The sequence below is a fragment of the Pseudomonas mosselii genome (genome assembly GCF_005796105.1).
GTDB lineage: Bacteria > Pseudomonadota > Gammaproteobacteria > Pseudomonadales > Pseudomonadaceae > Aquipseudomonas > Aquipseudomonas mosselii_C.
Genome location: NZ_VAUO01000003.1, coordinates 21,385 through 47,265, shown reverse-complemented (window position 1 = coordinate 47,265; position 25,881 = coordinate 21,385). Strand labels below are relative to the sequence as shown.

General features: G+C 63.0%; 20 protein-coding genes, 4 tRNA genes and 2 pseudogenes. 18 read left to right on the top strand and 8 right to left on the bottom strand.

Features of this window, described 5'->3' with window-relative positions; all coding sequences use genetic code 11:
• Positions 1-79 precede the first annotated feature (79 nt).
• Entirely contained in the window at positions 80-1,111 is a 1,032-nt protein-coding gene (rsgA, locus tag FEM01_RS09370) for a small ribosomal subunit biogenesis GTPase RsgA (RefSeq protein WP_138219158.1), read from the bottom strand.
• Positions 1,112-1,217: 106 nt separating this feature from the next.
• Between rsgA and orn the strand changes: the two genes are divergently transcribed.
• Both orn and FEM01_RS09360 read left to right on the top strand, forming a co-directional pair.
• Positions 1,218-1,760, top strand: coding sequence for an oligoribonuclease (gene orn, locus FEM01_RS09365; protein ID WP_138219157.1), 543 nt, complete (start codon positions 1,218-1,220; stop codon positions 1,758-1,760).
• A gap of 137 nt (positions 1,761-1,897) precedes the next feature.
• Positions 1,898-2,509: a trimeric intracellular cation channel family protein gene (locus FEM01_RS09360; protein WP_138219156.1), complete on the top strand. Its 612-nt coding sequence runs from the start codon at positions 1,898-1,900 to the stop codon at positions 2,507-2,509.
• Positions 2,510-2,708: 199 nt separating this feature from the next.
• On the opposite strand, the gene queG is transcribed toward FEM01_RS09360, so the two are convergent.
• Complete coding sequence (gene queG, locus FEM01_RS09355; protein ID WP_138219155.1) at positions 2,709-3,776, bottom strand: tRNA epoxyqueuosine(34) reductase QueG; 1,068 nt, start codon at positions 3,774-3,776, stop codon at positions 2,709-2,711.
• A gap of 65 nt (positions 3,777-3,841) precedes the next feature.
• Here queG and FEM01_RS09350 point away from each other — a divergent pair, with 65 nt between their 5' ends.
• The 13 genes and pseudogenes from FEM01_RS09350 to FEM01_RS24715 form a co-directional block, all read left to right on the top strand.
• Entirely contained in the window at positions 3,842-4,696 is an 855-nt protein-coding gene (locus FEM01_RS09350) for an NAD(P)H-hydrate dehydratase (protein ID WP_138219154.1), read from the top strand.
• Positions 4,693-5,157 (top strand): tRNA (adenosine(37)-N6)-threonylcarbamoyltransferase complex ATPase subunit type 1 TsaE, encoded by a 465-nt coding sequence (tsaE, locus tag FEM01_RS09345; protein WP_416781171.1) that lies wholly within the window; start codon positions 4,693-4,695, stop codon positions 5,155-5,157. Before FEM01_RS09350 ends, tsaE begins: the two co-directional genes overlap by 4 nt.
• A gap of 12 nt (positions 5,158-5,169) precedes the next feature.
• On the top strand, positions 5,170-6,600 hold the full coding sequence (locus FEM01_RS09340; protein WP_138219152.1) for an N-acetylmuramoyl-L-alanine amidase: 1,431 nt from the start codon (positions 5,170-5,172) through the stop codon (positions 6,598-6,600).
• Positions 6,597-8,498: a DNA mismatch repair endonuclease MutL gene (gene mutL / locus FEM01_RS09335; protein WP_138219151.1), complete on the top strand. Its 1,902-nt coding sequence runs from the start codon at positions 6,597-6,599 to the stop codon at positions 8,496-8,498. The genes FEM01_RS09340 and mutL overlap by 4 nt, the downstream gene beginning before the upstream one ends.
• Before the next feature lies 1 nt (position 8,499).
• Positions 8,500-9,471 (top strand): tRNA (adenosine(37)-N6)-dimethylallyltransferase MiaA, encoded by a 972-nt coding sequence (gene miaA / locus FEM01_RS09330; RefSeq protein ID WP_138219150.1) that lies wholly within the window; start codon positions 8,500-8,502, stop codon positions 9,469-9,471.
• A 93-nt stretch (positions 9,472-9,564) separates the two neighbouring features.
• On the top strand, positions 9,565-9,825 hold the full coding sequence (gene hfq / locus FEM01_RS09325; RefSeq protein ID WP_138219149.1) for an RNA chaperone Hfq: 261 nt from the start codon (positions 9,565-9,567) through the stop codon (positions 9,823-9,825).
• A gap of 15 nt (positions 9,826-9,840) precedes the next feature.
• Positions 9,841-11,142 (top strand): ribosome rescue GTPase HflX, encoded by a 1,302-nt coding sequence (gene hflX, locus FEM01_RS09320; RefSeq protein WP_138219148.1) that lies wholly within the window; start codon positions 9,841-9,843, stop codon positions 11,140-11,142.
• A 96-nt stretch (positions 11,143-11,238) separates the two neighbouring features.
• Positions 11,239-12,426: an FtsH protease activity modulator HflK gene (gene hflK / locus FEM01_RS09315; RefSeq protein WP_138219147.1), complete on the top strand. Its 1,188-nt coding sequence runs from the start codon at positions 11,239-11,241 to the stop codon at positions 12,424-12,426.
• Entirely contained in the window at positions 12,426-13,295 is an 870-nt protein-coding gene (hflC, locus tag FEM01_RS09310; protein WP_138219146.1) for a protease modulator HflC, read from the top strand. The genes hflK and hflC overlap by 1 nt, the downstream gene beginning before the upstream one ends.
• Positions 13,296-13,587: 292 nt before the next feature.
• A complete protein-coding gene (locus FEM01_RS09305; RefSeq protein ID WP_138219145.1) occupies positions 13,588-14,775 on the top strand; it encodes an ATP phosphoribosyltransferase regulatory subunit in 1,188 nt (395 codons plus the stop codon).
• Between the two features lie 56 nt (positions 14,776-14,831).
• The gene (locus FEM01_RS09300; RefSeq protein WP_138219144.1) at positions 14,832-16,124 is read left to right on the top strand and encodes an adenylosuccinate synthase; all 1,293 of its coding nucleotides are present in this window, start codon (positions 14,832-14,834) and stop codon (positions 16,122-16,124) included.
• 160 nt (positions 16,125-16,284) lie between these two features.
• Positions 16,285-17,331, top strand: a pseudogene (locus FEM01_RS24720) (methyl-accepting chemotaxis protein); the annotation flags it as partial.
• Between the two features lie 390 nt (positions 17,332-17,721).
• Positions 17,722-18,237, top strand: a pseudogene (locus FEM01_RS24715) (methyl-accepting chemotaxis protein); the annotation flags it as partial.
• Between the two features lie 43 nt (positions 18,238-18,280).
• Here the strand turns inward: FEM01_RS24715 and FEM01_RS09290 are convergent.
• The 6 genes from FEM01_RS09290 to FEM01_RS09265 all read right to left on the bottom strand — a co-directional run bounded on the left by FEM01_RS09290 (position 18,281) and on the right by FEM01_RS09265 (position 21,627).
• Positions 18,281-19,846 (bottom strand): ABC transporter permease, encoded by a 1,566-nt coding sequence (locus FEM01_RS09290; protein WP_138219143.1) that lies wholly within the window; start codon positions 19,844-19,846, stop codon positions 18,281-18,283.
• Complete coding sequence (locus tag FEM01_RS09285; RefSeq protein ID WP_138219142.1) at positions 19,846-20,859, bottom strand: extracellular solute-binding protein; 1,014 nt, start codon at positions 20,857-20,859, stop codon at positions 19,846-19,848. The genes FEM01_RS09290 and FEM01_RS09285 overlap by 1 nt, the downstream gene beginning before the upstream one ends.
• Positions 20,860-21,018: 159 nt before the next feature.
• A tRNA-Leu gene (locus FEM01_RS09280) sits at positions 21,019-21,105 on the bottom strand.
• Positions 21,106-21,192: 87 nt separating this feature from the next.
• Positions 21,193-21,279, bottom strand: a tRNA-Leu gene (locus FEM01_RS09275).
• 87 nt (positions 21,280-21,366) lie between these two features.
• Positions 21,367-21,453 (bottom strand) — tRNA-Leu (locus FEM01_RS09270).
• A gap of 87 nt (positions 21,454-21,540) precedes the next feature.
• Positions 21,541-21,627 (bottom strand) — tRNA-Leu (locus FEM01_RS09265).
• A gap of 271 nt (positions 21,628-21,898) precedes the next feature.
• On the opposite strand from FEM01_RS09265, the gene rnr reads away from it, so the two are divergent.
• From rnr to rpsF, 3 genes are all read left to right on the top strand, one after another.
• Positions 21,899-24,487 (top strand): ribonuclease R, encoded by a 2,589-nt coding sequence (rnr, locus tag FEM01_RS09260; protein WP_138219141.1) that lies wholly within the window; start codon positions 21,899-21,901, stop codon positions 24,485-24,487.
• Complete coding sequence (rlmB, locus tag FEM01_RS09255) at positions 24,484-25,230, top strand: 23S rRNA (guanosine(2251)-2'-O)-methyltransferase RlmB (protein ID WP_138219140.1); 747 nt, start codon at positions 24,484-24,486, stop codon at positions 25,228-25,230. The genes rnr and rlmB overlap by 4 nt, the downstream gene beginning before the upstream one ends.
• A gap of 225 nt (positions 25,231-25,455) precedes the next feature.
• Entirely contained in the window at positions 25,456-25,881 is a 426-nt protein-coding gene (gene rpsF, locus FEM01_RS09250) for a 30S ribosomal protein S6 (protein WP_138219139.1), read from the top strand.

The following is a 25,881-nucleotide window of genomic DNA, read 5'->3' as shown; positions in this document are numbered from 1 at the left end:
GCCCATGATTGCGCAGGCATTCATGGGCGTTTTGCGTTGTTTTTGCGTTGTAGTGCGGTGCTTAAGGCCGGCGCCAGACTCAGTAGCTGTCTTCAGGCAGGCTGGCGATGATCGAACGGTAGCTGCCCATGCGCTGCTCCGATACCCGACCTTCTTCCAGCGCCTTGAGCAGCGCGCAGCCTGGCTCGCGGTCGTGCTTGCAGTCGCGGAAGCGGCAGTTGCCGATCAGCTCGCGAAACTCGATGAAGCCATCCTCCACATCGTCCCGGCTCACATGGCCCAGGCCGAATTCGCGGATGCCTGGGGAGTCGATCAGGTCGCCGCCATTAGGGAAGTGATACAGCCGCGCGGTGGTTGTGGTGTGGGTGCCTTGGCCGGACCACTCCGATAGATCGCCCACCCGTGTGCCGGCATCTGGCAACAAGCTGTTGACCAGCGACGACTTGCCCACGCCGGACTGGCCGACGAACACGCTGATGTGGCCATCAAGGGTTTGTTGCAGGCGCTGCATGCCGTCGCCCTGGTGTGCGGACACCTCCAGTAGCGGATAGCCCAGGCCGCGATAGACCTCAAGCATGGCATGCAGGGGCGGGCCATTCTCGTCGTTGATCAGGTCGGCTTTGTTGAGCAACAACAACGGGCGGATGCCAGCGTGCTCGGCGGCGACCAGGTAACGGTCGATCAGGTTGGGGTGAGGCTCGGGCGCTGGGGCGAAGACGATCACGATCAGGTCGACGTTAGCTGCCACGGGCTTGAGCTGACCGTGATTATTCGGTCGGCACAGCTCGGTACTGCGAGGCATCTGCGCGACGATGACCCCGATACCCTGGTTGCCGGCCCGCCAAACCACGCGGTCGCCGGTGACCAGCGCCGGCAGGTTGGCCCGCAGGTGGCAGCGGAAGACCTGGCCGGCCGTCTCGCCATCCTGGGCCTCGACTTCAACCTGCACGCCGAAGTGGGCGATTACCAGGCCCAGTTGCTCGGGTCCAAGGTCACCGCCTTCCAGTTCTTGCAGCACGTGCTGCTCGCGTTTGGCGGCGCGGGCGGCGCGTTCACCCTGGATCTTTTCGATGCGCCAGTTCTGGCGGCGGTTGAGCTGGCGTTTGGCCATGAAGGTTCCGTGCAGGCGGGGAATGAAAACGGCGTGCAGTTTAGCACGCCACGCCCATTGCCCGCCGCGCTAGGCTAATATGACGGCCTATTCGAGGAGCCCTTTCATGCACAACCCACAGAACCTGATCTGGATCGATCTGGAAATGACCGGCCTGGATCCGGATCACGACGTCATCATCGAGATGGCCACTATCGTTACCGACAGCGAGCTGAACACCTTGGCCGAGGGGCCGGTGATCGCCATTCATCACAGTGATGAAGTGCTGGCGCGCATGGACGAGTGGAACACCCGTACCCATGGCGCCTCGGGCCTGACCCAGCGCGTGCGTGAGAGCAAGATCGGCATGGCCGAGGCCGAGGCGCAGACCATCGCGTTCCTGGAGCAGTGGGTGCCCAAGGGCAAGTCGCCGATCTGCGGCAACAGCATCTGCCAGGACCGCCGCTTCCTTTACCGCCACATGCGCGACCTGGAAAACTACTTCCACTACCGCAACCTGGATGTCTCCACCCTCAAGGAACTGGCCGCGCGCTGGGCGCCGCAGGTGCGTGACAGCTTCAAGAAGGGCAGCACCCACCTGGCGCTGGACGATATTCGCGAGTCGATCGCCGAGCTGCGCCACTACCGCGAGCATTTCATCAAGGTCTGAGCGGCAAGCACAAGCCACAAGCCATAAGCCATAAGCCAAGCGATAGCGCTCTCGAATCTGGATCAGACGGCCCAGGTGGCGCGCTTGGCTTGCCGCTTGAAGCTTGCGGCTTTCTACTTCTTTTCTGGACCTGCACCATGTTGTTGATGCTCTACCTCATCGCGATTACCGCCGAAGCCATGACCGGCGCGCTGTCTGCCGGACGGCGCGGCATGGACTGGTTCGGCGTGGTGCTGATCGCCTGCGTGACCGCGTTGGGTGGTGGCTCGGTGCGCGACGTGCTGCTGGGGCATTACCCGCTGACCTGGGTCAAGCACCCGGAATACCTGGTGCTGACCAGTTTCGCGGCATTACTGACCATCTTTATCGCGCCGTTGATGCGCCACCTGCGCTCGCTGTTTCTGGTGCTCGATGCCCTGGGGCTGGTCGCGTTCACCCTGATCGGCTGCATGACCGCATTGGAGATGGGGCAAGGCATGCTGGTGGCATCGATCAGCGGGGTGATTACCGGGGTGTTCGGCGGAATCTTGCGGGATATTTTCTGCAACGACATCCCGCTGGTGTTCCGCCGTGAGCTGTACGCCAGCGTGTCGTTCGCGGCGGCGTGGTTCTACCTGGGCTGTGTGTACTTCAAGCTGCCGGCCGAGCAGGCGATGTTGCTGACCTTGTTCGGCGGGTTCCTGGTGCGTCTGCTGGCGATCCGCTTCCATTGGGAAATGCCCAAGTTCCACTACAACGACCAGCAGTAGGAGCCGCTGTCCTACTCAATCGCTAAAAACCGCCGCGACCCCTGTAGGAGCGGCCTTGTGCCGCGAAATCGCCGCAAATCGGCCACGGCGATCTTGAGCAATGCACAAGCCTGGGGCCGCTTCGCAGCGCTTCCCGGCAGGTCCGGCGCCCCGGCAATGCCGCTCCAGAGAGCATGCCGAATCTACGAATGATGGCCGCTCAAGCTCTGGATTCGTGCTGCGCCAGTGCCCATTCCACATGCTCACGCACCAGGGCTGATGGGTCCTCGCGCCGCGCCTTCAATGCCTCCAGCACGGGGATGGTGGTCGGCGCGTTGCCCAGCCCCACCGCCAGGTTGCGCGAAAATCGCTCGTAGCCGGCACGGCGCAGCGGCGAGCCTTCGGTGCGGGCGAGGAAGCGCTTTTCATCCCAGCCGAACAGCTCGGCCAACTCGATGTTGTCCAGGCCGCGGCGCGGCATGAAGTCGTCTTCGGTGGTGGTCTTGGCGAAGCGGTTCCACGGGCACACCAGTTGGCAGTCGTCGCAGCCGAACACCCGGTTGCCGATCAGCGGGCGCAGTTCTACCGGAATGGCGTGACGCAGCTCGATGGTGAGGTACGAAATACAGCGTCGGGCGTCGAGCTGGTAGGGACCGACGAACGCTTGGGTCGGACAGATGTCCAGGCAGGCCTGGCAACGACCGCAGTGATCGCTGCCCTGCACGCCGTCGATCGGCAGCGGCAAGTCGACGAACAGCTCGGCGAGGAAGAAGTAGCTACCGGCCTTGCGGTTGAGCAGCAAGGTGTTCTTGCCGATCCAGCCCAGGCCGGCCTCCTGTGCCAGGGCTTTTTCCAGCACTGGGGCGCTGTCGACGAACGCACGGTAGCCGAACGGACCAATGGCTTGCTGGATGCGGTCGGCAAAATGCTGCACGCGCTTGCGCACCAGCTTGTGATAGTCGCGGCCCAGGGCGTAGCGGGCAATGTAGGCTTTTTCCGGCTCGGCCAGGCGTTTGGCCATTTGCGTGTCGCCCGGCAGGTAGTCCATGCGCAGCGAGATTACGCGCACAGTGCCGGGGATCAGTTGGTCGGGGTGTGAGCGTTTGCTGCCATGCTCGCCCATGTATTCCATCTCGCCCTGATAGCCGGCGTCGAGCCAGCGTTGCAGGTGTTGTTCATGTTCGCCAAGGTCGACCCCGGCGATGCCTACGTGGGCAAAACCGAGTTCCTGGCCCCAATCCTTGATCGATTGGGCCAATTCAGCGATGTCTGGAAGCGTGGCGGACATGGAAGGGGGCAGTAATACGGGTGGAGGTGCGTATAATTCTGCCAGACATCGGAGCCTTTGACCCCATGCCTCAGACCAAACACCCCAGCGGCGCGCCGCATATCATCGATCGTACGACTCTGGCGGACCTGCCTGCGCGCGCGTTCGACGCCCACAAGGGCGACTTCGGCCATGTGCTGGTGGTCGGCGGCGACCTCGGCGCGGGCGGCGCGGCGATGCTCAGTGGCCAGGCGGCGCTGCGCTGTGGCGCGGGATTGGTCAGCGTTGCTACGCGGCCTGAGCATGTCGGTGCAGGCCTGGCCCGACTGCCTGAGTGCATGTGGCTGGGCGTCGATTCTGCCAACCAGTTGATGGGCCTGCTGGAGCGCGCCACGGTGCTGGTGGTAGGGCCGGGTCTTGGTCAGGCGGCCTGGGGGCGTAGCTTGCTGTCGGCAGTGGCCAACGCGCACGTGCCGCAGGTGTGGGATGCCGATGCCCTCAACTTGCTGGCGCGCACGCCCTTGGCGCTGCCCAGCGGCAGTGTGCTCACGCCGCACCCTGGCGAGGCTGCGCGCTTGCTGGGGATCTCGACCGAGGCCGTGCAGGCTGATCGCCCGGGTGCTGCGCGCAAGCTGGCGCGTCGGTATGCCAGCGTTTGCGTGCTCAAGGGCGCAGGCACCTGGGTGGCCGACCCGGCCGGGCGCCTGGCACTGTGCGAGCGCGGCCATCCGGCTATGGCCGGTGCTGGCTTTGGCGATGTGCTCAGCGGTGTGGTTGCGGCACTCTTGGCCCAAGGGTTGGTCGCATGGTCTGCGGCGTGTCTGGCGGTGTGGCTGCATGCGTGTGCCGGCGAGCGTCTGGGACGCGGCGGGAGAGGGCTGGCCGCTAGCGATCTGGTGCCGGTCATAAGAGAATTACTGGAGGAGCATTCTGCGTGTTGACCCTGTTTCTGGCCGATGAGCCGGCCACTGTCGCCTTTGGCGCAACGCTGGCCGAAGTGACCGGCGGGCGTGGCGTGATTTTTCTGGAGGGCGACCTGGGCGCTGGCAAGACCACCCTGTCGCGTGGGCTGATCCGTGGCCTGGGGCACGAAGGCGCAGTCAAGAGCCCGACCTTCACCCTGGTCGAACCCTACGAAATTGGCGACATCCGCGCCTATCACTTCGACCTGTACCGCCTGGTCGACCCGGAAGAACTCGAATTCATGGGTATCCGCGATTATTTCGAGGATGACGCCCTGTGCCTGTTCGAATGGCCCCAGAAAGGCGCGGGCGTTTTGCCAAAGCCTGACCTGACCATTACCATAAGCCCGCAAGCGGGCGGACGCTCGCTGAACCTTGCGCCGCAGGGCGCGCGCGGCGAGTCCTGGTGCGCCGCACTGGCCAAAGCAATCAATCAGTAAGTGGGGAAAGGTATGCGCATACGCGCACTGGTCGCTGTCGTTGGGCTGCTGCTGACAGCGGTGACCGTTGACGCTCTGGCCGTCACTCAAGTCAAGAGCGTGCGCCTGTGGCGCGCGCCGGACAACACTCGGCTGGTGTTCGACCTGTCCGGGCCCGTGCAGCACAGCGTCTTCACCCTGACTGCCCCTGATCGGCTGGTCATCGACATCAATGGCGCTACGCTTGGCGGGCCGTTGAACGTCGCCACGTCGAATACACCGATCACCAGTGTACGCTCGGCGCAGCGTACGCCTACCGACCTGCGGGTGGTCGTCGACCTGAAGAAGTCGGTGACGCCCAAGAGCTTCACCCTGGCACCCAACGCCCAGTACGGCAACCGTCTGGTGGTCGATCTGTATGACCAGGAAGCCGACGCCATCGCTGCCAGCAACCCTACGCCTGCGCCACCACCGGCCACACCCGCGACCACCCCGGCGGTTCCGGTCACCCCAGCGCAACCGGCGATCAAGTTGCCGCCGGCCCCGGCTGGCAAGCGTGACATCGTGGTCGCCATCGACGCCGGCCACGGTGGTGAAGACCCCGGCGCCTCGGGTTCGCGCGGCCAGCACGAGAAAGACATCGTGCTGGAAATCGCCAAGGAGTTGCAGCGCCAGATCAATACCGAGAAGGGTTACCGCGCCGAGCTGACCCGCACCGGCGACTACTTCATCCCGTTGCGCAAGCGCACCGAGATCGCCCGCAAGAAGGGCGCCGACCTGTTCGTCTCGATCCACGCCGACGCCGCACCGTCCAAAGCTGCTTTTGGCGCCTCGGTGTTCGCGCTGTCCGACCGTGGTGCTACCTCCGAGACCGCGCGTTGGCTGGCCGACACGGAAAACCGCTCCGACCTGATTGGCGGTGCTGGCAACGTCAGCCTCGACGACAAGGACCGCATGCTCGCTGGGGTGCTGCTGGACCTGTCGATGACCGCCACCCTCAGCTCCAGCCTCAACGTCGGGCAGAAGGTGCTGGGCAACATGGGCCGGGTCACCCCGCTGCACAAGCAGCGCGTCGAGCAGGCTGGGTTCATGGTGCTGAAGTCGCCGGATATTCCGTCGATCCTGGTGGAAACCGGGTTCATCTCCAATGCCAATGAGGCCGCCAAGTTGGCCACCAGGAGTCACCAGCAGGCTTTGGCCCGCTCGATTCACACCGGTGTGCGGCAGTTCTTCCAACAGAATCCGCCACCTGGCACGTACGTCGCCTGGCTGCGCGATAGTGGCAAGATCGCCCAGGGGCCGCGCGACCATACGGTGCGTTCGGGTGAAACCCTGGCGATGATCGCGGTGCGTTATCAGGTCAGCGTGGCCAGCCTGCGCAGTACCAACAACCTGAAGTCCGATGAATTGAAAGTCGGCCAGCACTTGGACATCCCGGCCACCACCCTGGCGTCCCAGCAATGAGTGGCGATTCGCGCATCCAACTGCTCAGCCCGCGGCTGGCCAACCAGATCGCTGCTGGCGAAGTGGTCGAGCGCCCGGCTTCGGTCGCCAAGGAGTTGCTGGAAAACAGCTTGGACTCTGGCGCCCGGCGCATTGAAATCGAGGTGGAGCAGGGCGGTGTGAAGCTGCTGCGTGTACGCGACAACGGCAGTGGCATCGCGCAGGATGACTTGCCGCTGGCCTTGGCCCGTCACGCCACCAGCAAGATTCGTGAGCTGGAAGACCTCGAGGGTGTGCTCAGCCTGGGTTTTCGTGGGGAGGCGCTGGCTTCGATCAGCTCGGTGGCCCGCCTCACGCTGACCTCGCGCACCGCTGATGCGAGCGAAGCCTGGCAGGTGGAAACCGAAGGCCGGGACATGCTGCCGCGCGTACAACCCGCTGCGCACCCGGTTGGCACCTCGGTGGAGGTGCGTGACCTGTTCTTCAACACGCCCGCCCGGCGTAAGTTTCTCAAGGCCGAGAAGACCGAGTTCGACCACTTGCAGGAAGTCATCCGCCGCCTGGCCCTGGCGCGTTTCGACGTAGGCTTCCACCTGCGGCATAACGGCAAGACCATCTTCAGCCTGCACGAAGCGGCCGACGAAATGGCTCGGGCGCGTCGTGTCGGCACCATTTGCGGGCCAGGCTTTCTGGAGCAGGCGCTGCCGATCGATGTCGAGCGCAATGGCCTGCGACTGTGGGGCTGGGTGGGGCTGCCGACTTTTTCGCGCAGCCAGGCAGACTTGCAGTATTTCTTCGTCAATGGCCGCGCGGTGCGCGACAAGCTGGTGGCCCACGCGGTCCGCCAGGCGTACCGCGACGTATTGTTCAATGGTCGGCATCCGACCTTCGTGCTGTTTCTCGAATGCGACCCGACCGGGGTGGACGTCAACGTGCACCCGACCAAGCATGAAGTGCGTTTTCGCGAAGGGCGGATGGTCCACGACTTCCTTTACGGCACGCTGCACCGTGCCCTGGCCGATGTGCGTCCCGAGGACCAGTTGGCAGCCCCCGCCGCCGCGACCGAAATCGTGCGCCCAAGCGGCCTGCAAGTCGGCGAATTCGGGCCGCAGGGTGAGATGCGCCTAGCCGCGTCGGTGCTCGAACAGCCGCAGGGCGAGTCGCGCCAGGCATTCGGTGCCAGCGGCGCGGGCGCTGGCTATCAATACCAGTACACCCCGCGTCCTTCGCAGCCGGTGAATACCGCCGAGGCGCAGGCGGTCTACCGCGAGTTCTACGCACCGCTGGATAATCCGCAGGCAGGGCCAGTCGCGCTGCCTGAGAGTCAGGGCGACATTCCGCCGCTGGGCTATGCGCTGGCGCAGCTCAAGGGCATCTATATCCTCGCCGAGAACGCCGTGGGCCTGGTGCTGGTGGACATGCACGCGGCCCATGAGCGGATCATGTACGAGCGCCTCAAGGTGGCCATGGCCAGCGAGGGCCTGAGTGGTCAGCCGCTGCTGGTGCCAGAGTCCCTGGCGCTGAGCCAGCGCGAGGCCGACTGCGCCGAGGAGCACGCGCAGTGGTTCCAGCGCCTGGGCTTCGAGCTGCAGCGCCTGGGCCCGGAAACCCTTGCGATCCGGCAGATTCCGGCATTGCTCAAGCAGGCAGAAGCCAATCGGCTGGTACAGGATGTGCTCGCTGACCTGATGGAGTACGGCACCAGTGATCGCATCCAGGCGCATCTGAACGAGTTGCTTGGCACCATGGCGTGCCACGGCGCGGTGCGCGCCAATCGCCGGCTGGCGATTCCTGAAATGAACGCACTGCTGCGCGATATGGAAAACACCGAGCGCAGCGGCCAGTGCAACCACGGTCGACCGACCTGGACCCAGATGGGTCTGGATGACCTCGACAAGCTGTTCCTGCGGGGGCGATGACATGCGTGGCAAACCCCCGGCGATATTCCTCATGGGGCCGACAGCGGCGGGCAAGACCGACCTTGCCATCGCGCTGACCCAGGCCCTGCCCTGCGAATTGATCAGCGTCGACTCGGCGCTGGTCTATCGCGGCATGGACATCGGCACCGCCAAACCGTCCAAGCAGACTCTGGCCGCACATCCGCACCGCCTGGTCGATATCCTCGACCCGGCCGAGTGCTATTCGGCCAAGCAATTCTGCACCGATGCCTTGCACGCCATGGCCGAGATCACCGCGCGCGGCAAGATCCCGCTGCTGGTGGGCGGGACGATGCTGTATTACAAGGCGTTGGTGGACGGCCTGGCTGACATGCCGCCTGCCGATCCGCACGTGCGCGCCGCACTCGAAGCCGAGGCCAGCGCCCTGGGGCTGGCCGAGCTGCACCGCCAGCTGGCCGCGGTCGACCCGGAGTCTGCGGCGCGTATCCATCCGAATGATCCGCAGCGCTTGATTCGCGCGCTCGAGGTGTATCGTGTCAGCGGCCAGAGCATGACCGAGCATCGCCAACGTCAATTCGCGGAAAGTCGCGGTGCAGACGCAGGCGCGAACGGGCATTTGCCCTATACTGTCGCCAGCCTGGCGATCGCGCCCGCGGATCGTCACATTCTGCATGAACGAATTGCGCTACGATTTTCTCAGATGCTGGAACAGGGCTTCGTTGATGAGGTCCGATCGCTGCGTGCCAGAAGTGACTTGCACGTCGGGCTGCCGTCTATACGGGCAGTGGGGTACAGGCAGGTCTGGGATTACCTGGACGGTACGCTCGATGAGGGCGAAATGCAGGAGCGCGGTATCATCGCCACACGCCAGTTGGCCAAGCGTCAATTCACCTGGTTGCGCGGCTGGTCCGATGTTCACTGGCTCGACAGCCTGGCCTGCGACAATCTGTCCCGCACCTTGAAATACCTGGGGACCGTCTCCATATTGAGCTGAGTCCCTGCTTATTGCCGTCTATTCTTGCGAAGGGCGGTATGAATTACTGATTTTTCTTATTTTTTACTATTGATCCTTACAGGAGTGCGGCATATGTCAAAAGGGCATTCGCTACAAGACCCTTACTTGAACACCTTGAGAAAAGAAAAGGTCCCGGTTTCGATCTATCTGGTCAACGGGATCAAGCTGCAGGGCCAGATCGAATCGTTCGACCAGTTTGTCGTATTGCTGAAGAACACCGTCAGCCAAATGGTCTACAAACACGCGATTTCCACCGTCGTTCCTGCCCGTCCTGTGCGTCTGCCAAGCCCGACTGATGGCGACCACGGCGACAGCGAGCCAGGCAACGCTTGAAAGTAGGAGCCTGCATTGTTCTTTGAGCGCCACGGTGGTGGTGAGCGAGCGCTGCTCGTTCACTTGGAAGGTCAGAACCCTGAGGCGCGCGAAGACCCGCAGGAGTTTCAGGAGCTGGCGCTGTCGGCCGGAGCCGATATCGTTTCGCTGGTAACAGTGGCGCGGCATCAGCCTACCGCCAAGTTTCTGATCGGCAGCGGCAAGGTCGAAGAGTTGCGCGACCTGGTCAAATCCGCCGAAGCCGACCTGGTGATTTTCAATCACACCCTTACGCCCAGCCAGGAACGCAACCTCGAGCGCGTCTTCGAGTGTCGCGTGCTGGATCGTACCGGGCTGATTCTCGATATCTTCGCCCAGCGCGCACGTACTCACGAAGGCAAGCTACAAGTCGAACTGGCCCAGTTGGAGCACATGAGCACGCGGCTGGTACGTGGCTGGACCCACCTTGAGCGGCAGAAGGGCGGGATCGGCATGCGCGGTCCGGGTGAGACCCAGCTGGAAACCGACCGCCGCCTGCTGCGTGTGCGTCTGCGCCAGATCAAGTCTCGTCTGGAGAAGGTGCGCAGCCAGCGCGAACAGGCGCGGCGCGGACGCAAGCGTGCGGATATCCCGTCGGTGTCGCTGGTGGGTTACACCAACGCCGGCAAGTCCACGCTGTTCAACGCCCTGACCTCCTCCGAGGTGTACGCCGCCGACCAGCTGTTCGCCACCCTTGACCCGACGTTGCGCCGGCTGGAGCTGGCCGACCTCGGGCCGATCGTGCTGGCCGACACGGTCGGGTTCATTCGCCACCTGCCGCACAAGCTGGTGGAGGCATTTCGGGCTACGCTCGAGGAATCGAGCAACTCCGACCTGCTGTTGCACGTGATCGATGCCCACGAGCCAGAGCGCATGGAGCAGATCGAGCAAGTGCTGGCAGTGCTGGGCGAGATCGGTGCCGAGAGCTTGCCGATCCTCGAGGTCTATAACAAACTCGACCTGCTCGAAGGTGTCGAGCCGCAGATCCAGCGCGATGCCGATGGCAAACCGCAACGGGTCTGGGTATCGGCCCGTGACGGGCGAGGCCTGGAGTTGGTTGGCCAGGCGGTTGCCGAGTTGTTGGGGGATGATCTGTTTGTCGGCACGCTATGCCTGGAGCAACGCTTTGCCCGCTTGCGCGCGCAATTCTTTGCCCTCGGTGCCGTGCAGGGTGAAGAGCATGATGAAGAAGGGCGCAGCCTGCTGAGTGTGCGACTGCCCAGGGTCGAACTGAATCGCCTGGTCAGCCGTGAAGGCATGGAGCCGCAAGTGTTTGTCGAGCAACACACTTTGCAATAAATGCTCGTCGAGGTCGCCGGGCAGCCGTGACAGGCATTCTGTAGCATTGGACGGCGCGCCGTGGGCGCGTCTTTGCTTTATCAGATGGAGAGCGCTATGGCTTGGAATGAGCCGGGTGGCAACTCGAACAATCAGGATCCCTGGGGCGGTCGTCGCGGTGGCGGCGGCGGTGGTGGCGACAAGAAAGGCCCACCGGATCTCGACGAGGCCTTCCGCAAGCTGCAGGACAGCCTGAACGGCATGTTTGGCAGTGGTAAGAAACGCGGTGGCGGTGGTGACCGCAACATCGGCAAGGGCGGCGGCTATGGCCTGCTGGGCATAGGCCTGGCGGTGCTGGCGGCCATCTGGCTGTACAACGCCGTGTACGTCGTGGACGAGCAGGAGCAGGCCGTGGTGCTGCGCTTCGGCAAGTACTACGAGACCGTGGGCCCCGGCCTGAATATCTATTTCCCGCCGATCGATCGCAAGTTCATGGAAAACGTGACGCGCGAACGTGCGTACACCAAGCAGGGCCAGATGCTCACCGAAGACGAGAACATCGTCGAGGTGCCGCTGACCGTGCAGTACCGCATCAGCAATCTGCAGGACTTCGTGCTCAACGTCGATCAGCCGGAAGTCAGCTTGCAGCATGCTACCGACAGCGCCCTGCGCCATGTGGTGGGCTCCACCTCCATGGACCAAGTGCTGACCGAAGGCCGCGAACAGATGGCCGTGGATATCCGCGAGCGTCTGCAGCGTTTCCTGGATACGTATCGCACCGGTATCACCGTGACCCAGGTGAACGTGCAGAGCGCGGCAGCCCCGCGTGAAGTGCAAGAAGCCTTCGACGACGTGATCCGTGCGCGTGAAGACGAGCAGCGTGCCCGCAACCAGGCCGAGTCCTACGCCAATGGCGTGGTGCCAGAGGCCCGTGGTCAGGCGCAGCGCATTATCGAGGACGCCAACGGCTACCGCGATGAAGTCATCGCCCGCGCCAAGGGTGAGGCCGATCGCTTCAGCAAGATGGTCGTCGAGTATCGCAAGGCGCCGGAAGTCACGCGTCAGCGTCTTTACATCGACACCATGCAGGAGGTCTACAGCAACTCCAGCAAGGTGATGGTGGCAACCAAGGATGGGCAGAACAACCTGCTCTACCTGCCACTGGACAAGATGGTCGAAGGCAGCCGCAACAATTCGGCAGCGTCCACCAGCAGCGTGTCGCCGTCGGTCAATGACGCCGCCGCACGCGCCGCCCAGGACCTGCAACAGCAACAACCGCCGCTGCGTTCCAGGGAGAGCCGCTGATGAGCAATAAATCGCTGTTCGCCCTGATCGGCGCCGTGGTACTGGGCATTGCTGCCTGGAACTGCTTCTACATCGTTTCGCAAACCGAGCGTGCGGTGTTGCTGCAGTTCGGTCGCGTAGTCAAGGCTGATGTCGAGCCAGGCCTGCATGTGAAGGTGCCGTACGTGAACCAGGTGCGCAAGTTCGACGCTCGCCTGATGACCCTCGACGCGCCGACCCAGCGTTTCCTGACGCTGGAGAAAAAAGCGGTGATGGTCGACGCCTACGCCAAATGGCGCGTGAAGGATGCCGAGCGCTTCTACACCGCGACCTCCGGCATGAAGCAGATCGCCGACGAGCGTCTGTCGCGTCGCTTGGAAAGCGGCCTGCGTGACCAGTTCGGTAAGCGTACCCTGCATGAAGTGGTCTCGGGCGAGCGCGACGCGCTGATGGCCGACATCACTGCCTCGCTCAACCGTATGGCGAGCAAGGAGCTGGGTATCGAGGTCGTCGACGTTCGCGTCAAGGCCATCGACCTGCCTAAGGAAGTCAACCGCAGCGTGTTCGACCGCATGAGCACCGAGCGTGAGCGTGAAGCCCGCGAGCACCGCGCCAAGGGTAACGAGCTGGCCGAAGGCATCCGTGCCGATGCCGACCGTCAGCGCCGTGTACTGCTGGCCGAGGCTTATCGCGAAGCTGAGGAAACCCGTGGTGACGGCGACGCCCAGGCGGCTGCCATCTATGCCAAGGCCTACACCCAGGACGCCGATTTCTATGCGTTCTACCGTAGCCTGCAGGCGTACCGCGAAAGCTTCTCCAGCAAGAGCGACGTATTGGTCCTGGATCCGAAGAACGAGTTCTTCCGCTACCTGGACAAGAGCAAGCCCTAAGGCTGCTCGCAGGATGGAAGCCCCCGCCTGGCAGCTAAAATGCCGCGCGGGGTGCATCCTGAATGAAAAGGGGTGTATGATGCGGCAGCCGGGAAATTCCCGGCTTTTTTGCGTCTGCAAGGTTGATTGGCTAGCGGCCAATTGACGGTTTGCTCAGTACGCATGGCAATTCGAGGGTATTGGCTACGGTGGTTGCGCTGGGATCAGTGCTGCCCGCTGTTGCGTGCCAATGCCTGCTTTACTCACGGCTCGCCCTTGGGCAGGCCGCCCGGACCAGAGGGGAAATGGCGTAATGGCAACGGTAGACCGCTGGCTGCTGCCAGATGGCATCGAGGAAGTACTGCCACCTGAGGCGGCGCGTATCGAGATCGCGCGTCGTCAGGTGTTGGACCTGTTCCAGAGTTGGGGTTACGAACTGGTCGTTACCCCGCATATCGAGTACCTGGAGTCGCTGCTCACCGGCGCCGGCCAGGACCTGGATCAGCGCACCTTCAAGGTTGTCGACCCGCAGTCTGGCCGCCTGATGGGCTTTCGCGCCGACTTCACGCCACAGGTAGCGCGCATCGACGCCCATACCCTGCGCCGCGAAGGGCCGAGCCGCCTGTGCTACGCCGGTAGCGTACTGCACGCCCAGCCTCGCGCCCTGTCGACCTCGCGCGGCCCGATACAGCTCGGCGCCGAGCTGTACGGCGATGCTAGCCCCACCAGCGATGTCGAGGTCATCAGCCTGATGCTCGCCACGCTGCAGCTGACCGATGTCGCCGACGTGCACATGGATCTCGGGCATGTCGGTATCTACCGTGGCCTGGCGCGTGCTGCCGGGCTGTCCGGCGCGGTCGAGCAGCAACTGTTCGACGCCCTGCAGCGCAAGGCTGTCGATGAAGTGCAGGCACTGACCGCCGACCTGCCGAAGGACCTGGGCAGCATGCTGCGCGCCCTGTGCGAGCTGTGCGGTGGCCGCGAAGTGCTGGCCGAAGCCCGCGTGCGTCTGGGGCGTGCCCCGGCCAGCGTGCTGGCGGCGCTCGATGACCTGCTGGCCATCGCTGATCGCCTGGCGGCGCGTTACCCAGACCTGCCGCTGTATTTCGACCTCGGTGAGCTGCGCGGCTACCACTACCACACCGGCGTGGTGTTCGCCGTGTTCGTGCCTGGGGTCGGCTCTTCGATCGCCCAGGGTGGACGTTACGACGACATCGGCGCCGACTTCGGCCGGGCCCGCCCGGCCACCGGTTTCTCCACGGATTTGAAGACCCTGGTCACACTGGGGCGAGCGGAGGTCGTATTGCCTGCTGGTGGCATCTGGATGCCCGACAGCAGCGATGCGGCCCTCTGGCAGCAGGTCTGCCAGTTGCGCAACGAGGGCCAGCGTGTGGTCCAGGCCCTGCCTGGCCAGCCGTTGAGTGCTGCTCTCGAGGCGGATTGTGATCGGCAATTGATTCAGCAAGACGGGCGCTGGCAGGTTCTGCCGCTGACCCAGTGAGTTTCTGCGTCGGCAACAGGCCGGCAACCAAGTTTGCGTGAATGAGGACCAATGTAATGGGTAAGAATGTCGTCGTCCTGGGCACCCAATGGGGTGATGAGGGCAAAGGCAAGATCGTCGATCTGCTGACCGAACATGCTGCCGCCGTGGTGCGCTACCAAGGTGGCCATAACGCGGGCCACACCCTGGTGATCAACGGTGAGAAGACCGTTCTGCACCTGATTCCCTCGGGCATCCTGCGTGAAGGCGTGCAATGCCTGATCGGCAACGGCGTGGTCGTTGCCCCGGATGCCCTGATGCGTGAAATCACCAAGCTGGAAGAGAAAGGCGTACCGGTGCGCGAGCGCCTGCGTATCAGCCCGGCTGCCCCGCTGATCCTGTCGTACCACGTGGCGCTGGACCAGGCCCGTGAAAAAGCCCGTGGCGAAGCCAAGATCGGCACCACTGGCCGCGGCATTGGCCCTGCATACGAAGATAAGGTCGCGCGTCGCGGCCTGCGCGTGGGCGATCTGTTCCACCGCGAGCGTTTTGCCGCCAAGCTCGGTGAGCTGCTGGACTACCACAACTTCCAGCTGGTGAACTACTACAAAGAGCCGGCCATCGACTTCCAGCAGACTCTCGACGAGTGCATGGCCTACGCCGAGCAGCTCAAGCCGATGATGCTCGACGTCACTGCCGAACTGCACAACCTGCGTCGCGCCGGCAAGGACATCATGTTCGAAGGCGCCCAAGGTTCGCTGCTGGACATCGACCACGGCACCTACCCGTACGTCACCAGCTCCAACACCACCGCTGGCGGTATCTCCACCGGTTCTGGCGTTGGTCCGATGTACCTGGACTACATCCTGGGTATCACCAAGGCCTACACCACCCGCGTGGGTTCCGGTCCGTTCCCGACCGAACTGTTCGACGAAACGGGTGCAACCCTGGCCAAGCGCGGCCACGAGTTCGGTTCGACCACCGGCCGTGCCCGCCGCTGCGGCTGGTTCGATGCCGTGATCCTGCGTCGAGCCATCGACGTCAACAGCATCTCGGGTATCTGCCTGACCAAGCTGGATGTGCTGGACGGTCTTGAGACCATCAACATCTGCGTGGGTTACAAGAACGAGAACGGTGCCGTGATCGACGCGCCATCGGACGCCGATAGCTACATCGGCCTGGAGCCGGTGTACGAAGAAATGCCAGGTTGGAGCGAGTCGACCTTGGGCGCCAAGACCCTGGAAGAGCTGCCACAAGCTGCGCGCGATTACATCAAGCGTATCGAAGTGTTGGTCGGCGCGCCGATCGACATCATCTCCACCGGCCCGGACCGCAACGAGACCATCGTCCTGCGTCACCCGTTCGCCTGATCCGCGCTACGCGCTGATTAAACGCCGTAGCCCTGAAAAGGGCTGCGGCGTTTTGGTTTCTGGGCCCGATTACTCAATATTGGCACATATGCCAGCTGTTTAAGGCACAACCCTTGCTGTAAGAATCCTCTGTAAGTGCCACCAATATAATGGCGCCAGAATGTATGAGGGTTTCAACGTGTCTGCCATCCTCTCACTGTTACGAAGCCGCCTGTTGCGGCCTGTGTTTGTTGCGCTTGGTATCGCCTTGCTGGTGCAGGTACTGGTTGCCGTTGCCCTGACTCGGAGCACGGTCACGGCATTGGAGGCCGACCTGGACGAGCGCCTGGGGAGCGACACCCGCAAATTGGCCGGTGAGCTTGAGCAAGCCGGTCAGGATGTGCGCGCCGGGCTCGACAGCCTTTCGGCGAGCACCCGTCAGCGTTTGAGCGCGGGCCTGTCGGAACGCCTGCATGACGAGCAGCAGCAATTGCGTGCGACGCTGGAAAAAAACCTCAAGGACTCGGCCAACGACATGGCCGAACTGTTGGCCTCGGTTGCCCCTCGGGCTATTTGGGATAACGACGTGCCGATGCTGTCGGACTTTGCCCGACGTGCCCAACGCAACCCGAATGTGCTGTTCGTCATCTATGACGACGCCCAGGGTCAGCACCTGACCCGTTACCTCAACCGCGACAACCCGGTTAACCAGGTCCTGATGCAGAAAGGGCAGGGTGAGCGGGCGCTGGACAAGGTGCTGGATGCGGCGCGTCGTGACCCTGCGGTGTATTTCGTCGAGGCCTCGATCAGCCCCAATGGCGCCGAAATCGGCAAAGTGCTGATGGGTGTTTCCACGGCGGATGTCGATAAGGCGCTTCGAGCCCTCGACCAGCGCTTCACGGCGCTGATCGCCAGTGGTGAGCAATTGGTCGGCGATAGCCTGGTGGCTGCCGCGGCGGACAGTGGCAAGGCTCTGCGCGCGCGTCTTGAAACCGCGCAGAACAGCGCTACGGCGATGCAGGCCAACACCGCGCAAACCGTGCGTGACGCCGCAGGCGACCTGCGCTGGCGCATCGGCTTGGGTCTGGTGCTGGTGGGGCTGGGTGTGCTGCTGGTGGTGGCGCTGGTGTTGGGGCGGCGCGTGCTAAGTAAGCTGCGCCTGCTGATCACTGCGCTGGATGACCTAGCTGCCGGTGAAGGTGACCTGACCAAGCGGGTCAACCTCGACAGCCGTGACGAGATCGGTGACATGGCCTCGGCGGTCAACCGTTTCGTCGACAAGCTGCAACCTATCGTTCGTGAAGCCGGCGAGGTGGCCCAGCGCACTGGCGTCGAGATTGGCAGCATGGCTCAGCGCAATGCCGGCGCCGATGCCGCTGCTGCCTTGCAGCGTGACGAAGTAGCTGCCAGCCTGCGCGACCTGTCGAGCATGGCCGACGAAGCCCAGGCCGAAAGCCACGCGATGAAAGCTGCGTTGCAGCAAGTCGTGGATATCCGTCAGGCCACCGACGAAAACAGCCGCGCCTCGACGCAGCTGGCGCGGTTGATCGAGAACCTGGCGGGTGAAGTGGATACCGGTTCGCAGGTAATCGAGCGCCTGGCCAAGCAGAGCGAGCAGATCGAGGTGGTGCTGACGGTGATCCACGGCATCGCCGAGCAGACCAATCTGTTGGCATTGAACGCCGCCATCGAGGCCGCCCGGGCTGGCGAAACCGGTCGTGGTTTTGCCGTGGTGGCCGATGAGGTACGCGCGCTGGCGAGCAAGACGCAGAGTTCTACCGGAGATATCCAGTCGCACATTACTGCTTTGCAGCAGGGCGCCAAGGAGGCGGTGGCGACCATCAGTCAGGCTGGGCGCCAGGCCAGCGAGGGGTTGTTGGTGTTGCGCGACAACGAGCGCCGGCAGCAGTCGGTACAGGCGGCGGTGGAGCAGGTGCATGCGGCCATCGGCCTGGCCACTCGCGCGGCTGAGCAGCAGGCCACGGGTGCCCAGGCTGTGCGCGGGCGGGTCGAGAACATTCATGCCCAGGCCGAGCGTTCAGCTGAAGTGGTGTCGCAGACCACTGCCAGCAGCAAAGTGCTGGATGACCTGGCCGCGCAACTGCGTGCCAGCCTTGGTCAATTCAGAGCCTGAGGGCATCGCAGGGCAGGTCGTTCGACGTGCCCTGCAACAGGGGTTACGCCTTGTTCAGGTACATCCGCGTGGTCAGCAGATACACCGGCAAGCCCGATACCAGGATCAACAGCGCGGCATAAGGCGCCGCTGCGGCGAACTCGACGTTGGCGGTGTGCGCCCATACTTCGGTGGCCAGAGTGGTCATCCCGGTTGGGCTCAGCAGCAGGGTCGCGGTCAGCTCCTTCATGGCATCCAGGAACACCAGGGCGAAGGCCGCGGCCATGGCCGGGAAGATGATCGGCAAGGTCACCCGACAAAACGCTGCGAAACTGCTCGCACCCAGCGTGCGAGCGGCTTCTTCCAGGGTTGGTGAGGCCTTGTTCAGCGCCGTGCGCACCGGTGACTGGGCCAGTGGCAGGAACAGCAGCGCATAGGCCAGGATCAGCAGGGCGGTGGTCTGGTACAGCGCTGGCACGTAATGCAGTGCGAAGAACACCAGCGTCAGCGCGATCACCAGGCCCGGCAGGGCGTGTAGCAGGTACGGCAGGCGTTCGGCCCACAGCGCCAGGCGGCCTTTGTAGCGCACCACCAGGAAGCTGATTGGCAAGGCCAGCAGCACGCAGAAGCCGGCCCCGCCCAGCGACACCGACAACGAAGTCAGCAGCGCCTTTCCGATCGCCGCCACTGGGAACGCGGCCGATGAGCCCACGCTCAGCCAGTAGCCGAGCATGGCCAGTGGAATGCCGCTACCGAGCACCGCCAGCCCCAGGCAGAACAGCTGCGCCAGCGGCATCCAGCCGCGCAGGCGCACCGGCTGCGCGCGGCGCGCCACGCCCTGACCGATGCGCACATGGCGGGCCTTGCCGCGTACGCGCAGCTCCAACCACAGCATCGCCAGGCACATCACCAAGAGCACCGCCGACAGCATGGCGGCGTTGGCGTTGCTGAACTCCAGCTCGAACTGCTGGTAGATCGCCGTGGTGAAGGTTTGCAGGCCGAGGATTGACAGCGCGCCGAACTCCACCAGCATGTGCAGGGCAATCAGCAGCGCACCGCCGAGCATCGAGGGCCACAGCAGTGGCAGGGTGACCTTGAAGAACACGCCCCAGCGGCTGCACCCCAGGGTGCGCGCCGACTCCTCCAAAGAGGTGTCGAGGTTGCGCAGGGTGGCTGCCACCGGCAGGAACACCAGTGGGTACTTGGACAGCGCCATCACCAGGATCGCCCCGCCGAGACCTTCGAAGTCGGCGCTCAGCGATACCCAGGTGAAACTGCTGACGAACGATGGTACGGCGAACGGGAGGCACAACACTACGCCCCATAGCCGGCGGCCGGGCAAGTCACTGCGCTCCAATAGCCATGCCAGGGCCATGCCCACCACCATGCACACCAGCGTCACCCCGACCATCAGCATCAGGGTATTGCGCATCAAGCCCCAGACGAACGGCCGCCACAGCAGGTGCAGGGCTTCGCGCCAGCCGGCTTCCCAGGCTTTCATGGCGACGTACAGCAAGGGCAGCACACTCATTGCCACCAGGAACAGCACGGGCAGCACCACCCAGATCGACGGGCGCTTGCGGCGTGGCACGTAAGGTGCTCGCACCGCTGTGGACAGGGCGGCGGTCATCAGAGCAGGCCAACCTCGCGTTCAAGCTCGATGGCTTCCTCTGCGTTGCCCAGGTCGGCTGGCGAGATCTTTGGCGGGCGCAGGTCTTCGAAAGGCTTCAGGCCACGGTCGGAGACCATGCCTTTGTGCAGCGGGTACTCGGCGGTGGTCTGGGTGATCACGCGCTGGCCTTCTTCGCTGGCCATCCAGTTGAGCAGGGCCTGGGCCTCCTTGGGGTGCTTGCTGGCCTTGACCACTGCAGCGCCCGAGATGGTCACCAGGTTGCCGGCATCACCGTCGGCCAGGTAGTAGAGCTTGGAGTCCAGCTTGCCGCGCTCGCGCTCCAGGGCGTACCAGTAGTAGTTGTTCACCAGAACCGCTGCCACTTCGCCTTTTTCCACGGCCTTCAGGGCAACCATGTTGTTGGTGTACGTCTTGCCGAAGGCCTTGAGGCCCGTCAGCCATTCCTCGGTGGCTTCGCGCCCGTGCATTTTCAGGATAGCCACGGCTTGCTCCTGGAAGGCGCCGCTGGTGGGCACGTAGCCGACGCGGCCTTCCCACTCGGGGCTGGCGAAGTCCATCACCGTGGTCGGCAAGTCTTTCTCGTCGACCTTCTTCGGGTTGAAGACCACGATGCGGGTGCGAGCGGTGATGCCCATCCAGGTGCCGTTGGCGCCTACGTACTCCTTGGGCATCATGTTCACGGTGGCGTCATCGATCTTCGCCAGCAGGCCCAGCTCACCCAGGTTGTTCAGGGGTGGGGACTCTTCGGTGTAGATGATGTCGGCGGGCGAGCGGTCGCCTTCCTCGATGATCTGGCTGGCCAGCTGGTTGCTGCTGCCCTTGCGGATGTTGATGTGGATACCGGTCTTGGCCTCGTAGGCCTTGGCAATGGCGTCGCCGATTTCCTTGTGCTGACCGTTGTACATGGTCAGTGTGACCGGCTCGTCTGCCAGGGCGGCCGGAGCGCCGATCACCAGGCTCAGAACAGCGGCGGCCAGGGTGCGCATCAGCGGTTGCGGGCGGATCGTCATGCGGGTACTTCCTCGCTTACGGCTACATATTTGGAAACAATGGTAAACGAAATCGTTTCTCAAGTGGCCGGGTAACGGGAAATTCATGGAGGGGCGAGCAGGGCTGCGTAAAAATCGCAGGCAAGAAAAAACCCACTAGCAAGCTAGTGGGTTTTTGTATGGTGCCCAGGAGAAGACTCGAACTTCCACGACCGTTAAGTCACTGATACCTGAAACCAGCGCGTCTACCAATTCCGCCACCTGGGCAAAGCTTTGCAACGTCTGCTGAAAGCGACATGGTCATCTTTCACACAGTAGTAACAGATCCTTGGTCATCTATTACTTGTAAAATCATGGTGCCCAGGAGAAGACTCGAACTTCCACGACCGTTAAGTCACTGATACCTGAAACCAGCGCGTCTACCAATTCCGCCACCTGGGCAAAGCTTTGCAACGTCTGCTGAAAGCGACATGGTCATCTTTCACACAGTAGTAACAGATCCTTGGTCATCTATTACTTGTAAAATCTTGGTGCCCAGGAGAAGACTCGAACTTCCACGACCGTTAAGTCACTGATACCTGAAACCAGCGCGTCTACCAATTCCGCCACCTGGGCAAAGCTTTGCAACGTCTGCTGAAAGCGACATGGTCATCTTTCACACAGTAGTAACAGATCCTTGGTCATCTATTACTTGTAAAATCTTGGTGCCCAGGAGAAGACTCGAACTTCCACGACCGTTAAGTCACTGATACCTGAAACCAGCGCGTCTACCAATTCCGCCACCTGGGCACACATTCGAGACTACAAGAGGCTTTACAGCGCCGTTCATCTCTACTACAACTTCGGAGCTGTCCGTCGTTGTGGTGCGCACTATACGGACGCCCCTGGAGGCTGTAAAGCCCCCGGACGAAAAAAATTTCAAAAAATTCAACTTGTTGATTCCGCTGGCCTGTTGCGTATCACAGGAGTCCTTTACGGGGCTGTCCAAGGCTGACATTTCCGGTTTCAATACGCCTATGCCAGAATTCCTATCTATATACCCCAAGGTGAACCCCTTCTGATGGCCGATTGGCAATCCCTCGATCCCGAGGCCGCTCGCGAAGCGGAAAAATACGAAAATCCTATCCCCAGCCGTGAGCTGATCCTGCAGCGCCTCGCCGACCGTGGCGAACCGGCTGCCCGTGAAGAGCTGGCTGCCGAATTCGGTCTTCACGAAGAAGACCAGATCGAAGCCCTGCGCCGCCGCTTGCGCGCGATGGAGCGTGATGGCCAGCTTATCTATACCCGGCGCGGCACCTATGCCCCGGTAGACAAGCTCGACCTGATCTGCGGCCGCGTCTCCGGCCACCGTGACGGTTTCGGCTTCCTGATTCCTGACGATGGCAGTGAAGACCTGTTCCTCAGCCCTGCGCAGATGCGCCTGGTGTTCGACGGCGATCGCGGCCTGGCCCGGGTGTCCGGCGTCGATCGTCGAGGCCGGCGCGAAGGCGTGCTGGTCGAGATCATCTCCCGTGCTCACGAAAGCGTGGTCGGCCGCTACTTCGAAGAGGGCGGCATCGGCTACGTGACCCCGGACAACCCGAAGATCCAGCAAGAAGTGCTGGTGACGGCCGGGCGCAACGGCGGTGCCAAGATCGGCCAGTTCGTCTCGATCAAGATCACCCACTGGCCCACCCCGCGCTTCCAGCCGCAAGGTGACGTGGTCGAGGTGATCGGCAACTACATGGCGCCAGGCATGGAAATCGATATCGCCCTGCGCAGCTACGACATCCCGCACGTCTGGCCCAAGGACGTGATCAAGGAGGCGCGCAAGTTCCGCTCGGAAGTCGAGGAGAAGGACAAGGAGAAGCGCATCGACCTGCGCCACCTGCCGTTCGTCACCATCGACGGCGAGGACGCCCGCGACTTCGACGACGCCGTCTATTGCGAGCCGCTGGGCAAGCTGCGCCTGTTCTCCGGTGGCTGGCGCCTGTACGTCGCCATCGCCGACGTGTCCAGCTATGTTCGCCTGGGCTCGGCACTGGATGTCGAGGCGCAGCAGCGCGGCAACTCCGTGTACTTCCCCGAGCGCGTCGTGCCGATGCTCCCGGAGGAGCTGTCCAACGGACTGTGCTCGCTGAACCCGCACGTCGATCGCCTGGCCATGGTCTGCGAAATGACCATCAACAAGGCTGGCCAGATGGTCGACTACCAGTTCTATGAAGGGGTCATCCACTCCCATGCGCGCCTGACCTACAACAAAGTCAGCAGCATGCTCGAACACGCCCGCACCCGCGAGGGCAAGGCCCTGCGCGAGGAGTACAGCGAGGTACTGCCGGATCTCAAGCACCTCTACGCGCTGTATAAGGCGCTGGTGGCGGCCCGTCATACCCGTGGCGCGATCGATTTCGAAACCCAGGAAACCCGGATTATCTTCGGTGAAGACCGCAAGATCGACGAAATTCGCCCGACTGTACGCAACGACGCCCACAAGCTGATCGAAGAGTGCATGCTCGCGGCCAACGTCGCCACCGCCGAGTTCCTGCAAAAGCACAATGTACCGTCGCTGTACCGCGTGCACGATGGCCCGCCGCCGGAACGTCTGGAAAAACTGCGTGCCTTCCTCGGCGAATTGGGGCTGACCCTGCACAAGGGCAAAGACCCGTCGCCGAAAGATTACCAGGCGCTGCTGGCGAGCATCGCCGGGCGCCCGGACTTCCACCTGATCCAGACCGTCATGCTGCGCTCGCTGAGCCAGGCGGTGTACAGCGTCGAGAACAACGGCCACTTCGGCCTGAACTACGAGGCTTACACCCATTTCACCTCGCCGATCCGCCGCTACCCGGACCTGCTGGTGCACCGTGCCATTCGCAGCGTGATCCGCTCGAAGGTCGACACCACGCACGTCAAACGTGCCGGCGCCATGAGCATTCCCAAGGCGCGCATCTACCCGTACGACGAGAACGCCCTGGAGCAAATGGGCGAGCAGTGCTCGATGACCGAAAGGCGTGCCGACGAGGCCACCCGCGACGTGGTCAACTGGCTCAAGTGCGAGTACATGCGTGATCGCGTGGGCGAAACCTTCCCTGGGGTGATCACTGCGGTGACCGGCTTTGGCCTGTTCATCGAGCTGACCGACATCTATGTCGAAGGCCTGGTCCACGTCAGTGCCTTGCCGGGCGACTACTACCACTTCGATCCGGTGCACCACCGCCTGTCCGGCGAGCGCAGCGGGCGCAGCTTCCGCCTGGGCGACACGGTGGAGGTCAAGGTCATGCGCGTTGATCTCGAACAGCGCAAGATCGATTTCGAAATGTCCGAAGCCACCGTCAATGCGCCTGTGGGCCGTAAGCCGCGTGCCGCTGCTGGTGAGCCTGCACCTGCGGGCGCCGCTGCCCAGGCGCCTGCCACAGAAGCGAAAATTTCGCCCAAGCCGCGTAGCCGCAAGGGTGAAACCGCCGACGCGTACTTCCCCAAGGATGCCGTGCAGCGCAATGCCGAGGTGCGCAAGAGCCGTGAAATGAAGAAGGCGCTGATGACCGAGGCGCGCAGCGGCGGTCACGCCGGCAGCAAGTCGGAGAAAGGTGGCAAGCCGTCTGGTAAACCAACCAAGCACCGCAAGGGGCCGTCGAAGTCCGGCGCGCCACGTAAAGGCAAGAACAAGTCATGAGTCAGCTGGAAAAGATCTACGGCGTGCACGCGGTACAGGCACTGCTGCAGCACCACCCCAAACGGGTCAAGCAGATCTGGTTGTCGGAAGGGCGCAGTGAACCGCGCATCCAGGCGTTGCTCGAACTGGCTGCGCAGAATCGCGTGCAGGTCGGTCAAGCCGAGCGTCGTGAACTCGATGCCTGGGTCGAGGGCGTGCACCAAGGCGTGGTCGCCGAGGTAAGCCCGAGCCAGGTGTGGGGCGAGGCGATGCTCGACGAACTGCTCGAACGCACCGAGACGCCGCCGCTGATCCTGGTGCTGGACGGTGTCACCGACCCGCACAACCTCGGCGCGTGCCTGCGCACCGCCGATGCGGCTGGCGCCACGGCTGTGGTGATTCCGAAGGACAAGTCGGCCACGCTCACCGGCGTGGTGCGCAAGGTGGCGTGCGGCGCTGCCGAGGTGATCCCGCTGGTGGCCGTCACCAACCTTTCGCGGACCCTGGAAAAGCTCCAGCAGCGCGGGTTGTGGGTGGTCGGCACTGCCGGCGAGGCCGAGCAGGAAATCTACCAGCAGGACCTGACGGGGCCGTTGGTGATGATCATGGGGGCCGAAGGCAAGGGCATGCGTCGCCTGACCCGTGAGCACTGCGACTTCCTGGTGAAACTGCCGATGGCGGGCAGCGTCAGCAGCCTGAACGTCTCGGTGGCCACCGGGGTGTGCTTGTTCGAAGCTGTGAGGCAGCGCGGCGTTCGGTCTTGAGTGGCAAAAGGTAGAACCGAGCGGCAACTGCATTCAACTTGCAGCTTGCCGCTTGTAACTTGAAGCTTCAGCCTCCTTGCTTGTCCCCCCGGCCTTCTCTACAATTGCGCCCCTTGCCGAGCTGGCAGGCGCGCATGCGTCTCCCCTCAGGGCAAGACATACAAGTGTCATTCACTCCTTGTCTGACCAGGTAGCTGGCAGACTACTAACCCGTAAGGAGCATTCATGCGTCATTACGAAATCATCTTCCTGGTTCACCCGGACCAGAGCGAGCAAGTCGGCGGCATGGTTGAGCGTTACACCAAGCTGATCGAAGAAGATGGTGGCAAGATCCACCGCCTGGAAGACTGGGGCCGTCGTCAACTGGCCTACGCAATCAACAATGTTCACAAGGCTCACTACGTGATGCTGAACGTTGAGTGCACCGGCAAGGCCCTGGCCGAGCTGGAAGACAACTTCCGCTACAACGATGCCGTGATCCGTAACCTGGTCATCCGTCGCGACGAAGCCGTCACTGGCCCGTCCGAGATGCTCAAGGCCGAAGAGAACCGCAGCGAGCGCCGTGAGCGTCGTGAACGTCCTGACAATGCTGATGGCGCCGAAGGCGACGACAGCAATGACAGCGACAACAGCGACAACGCTGACGAGTAA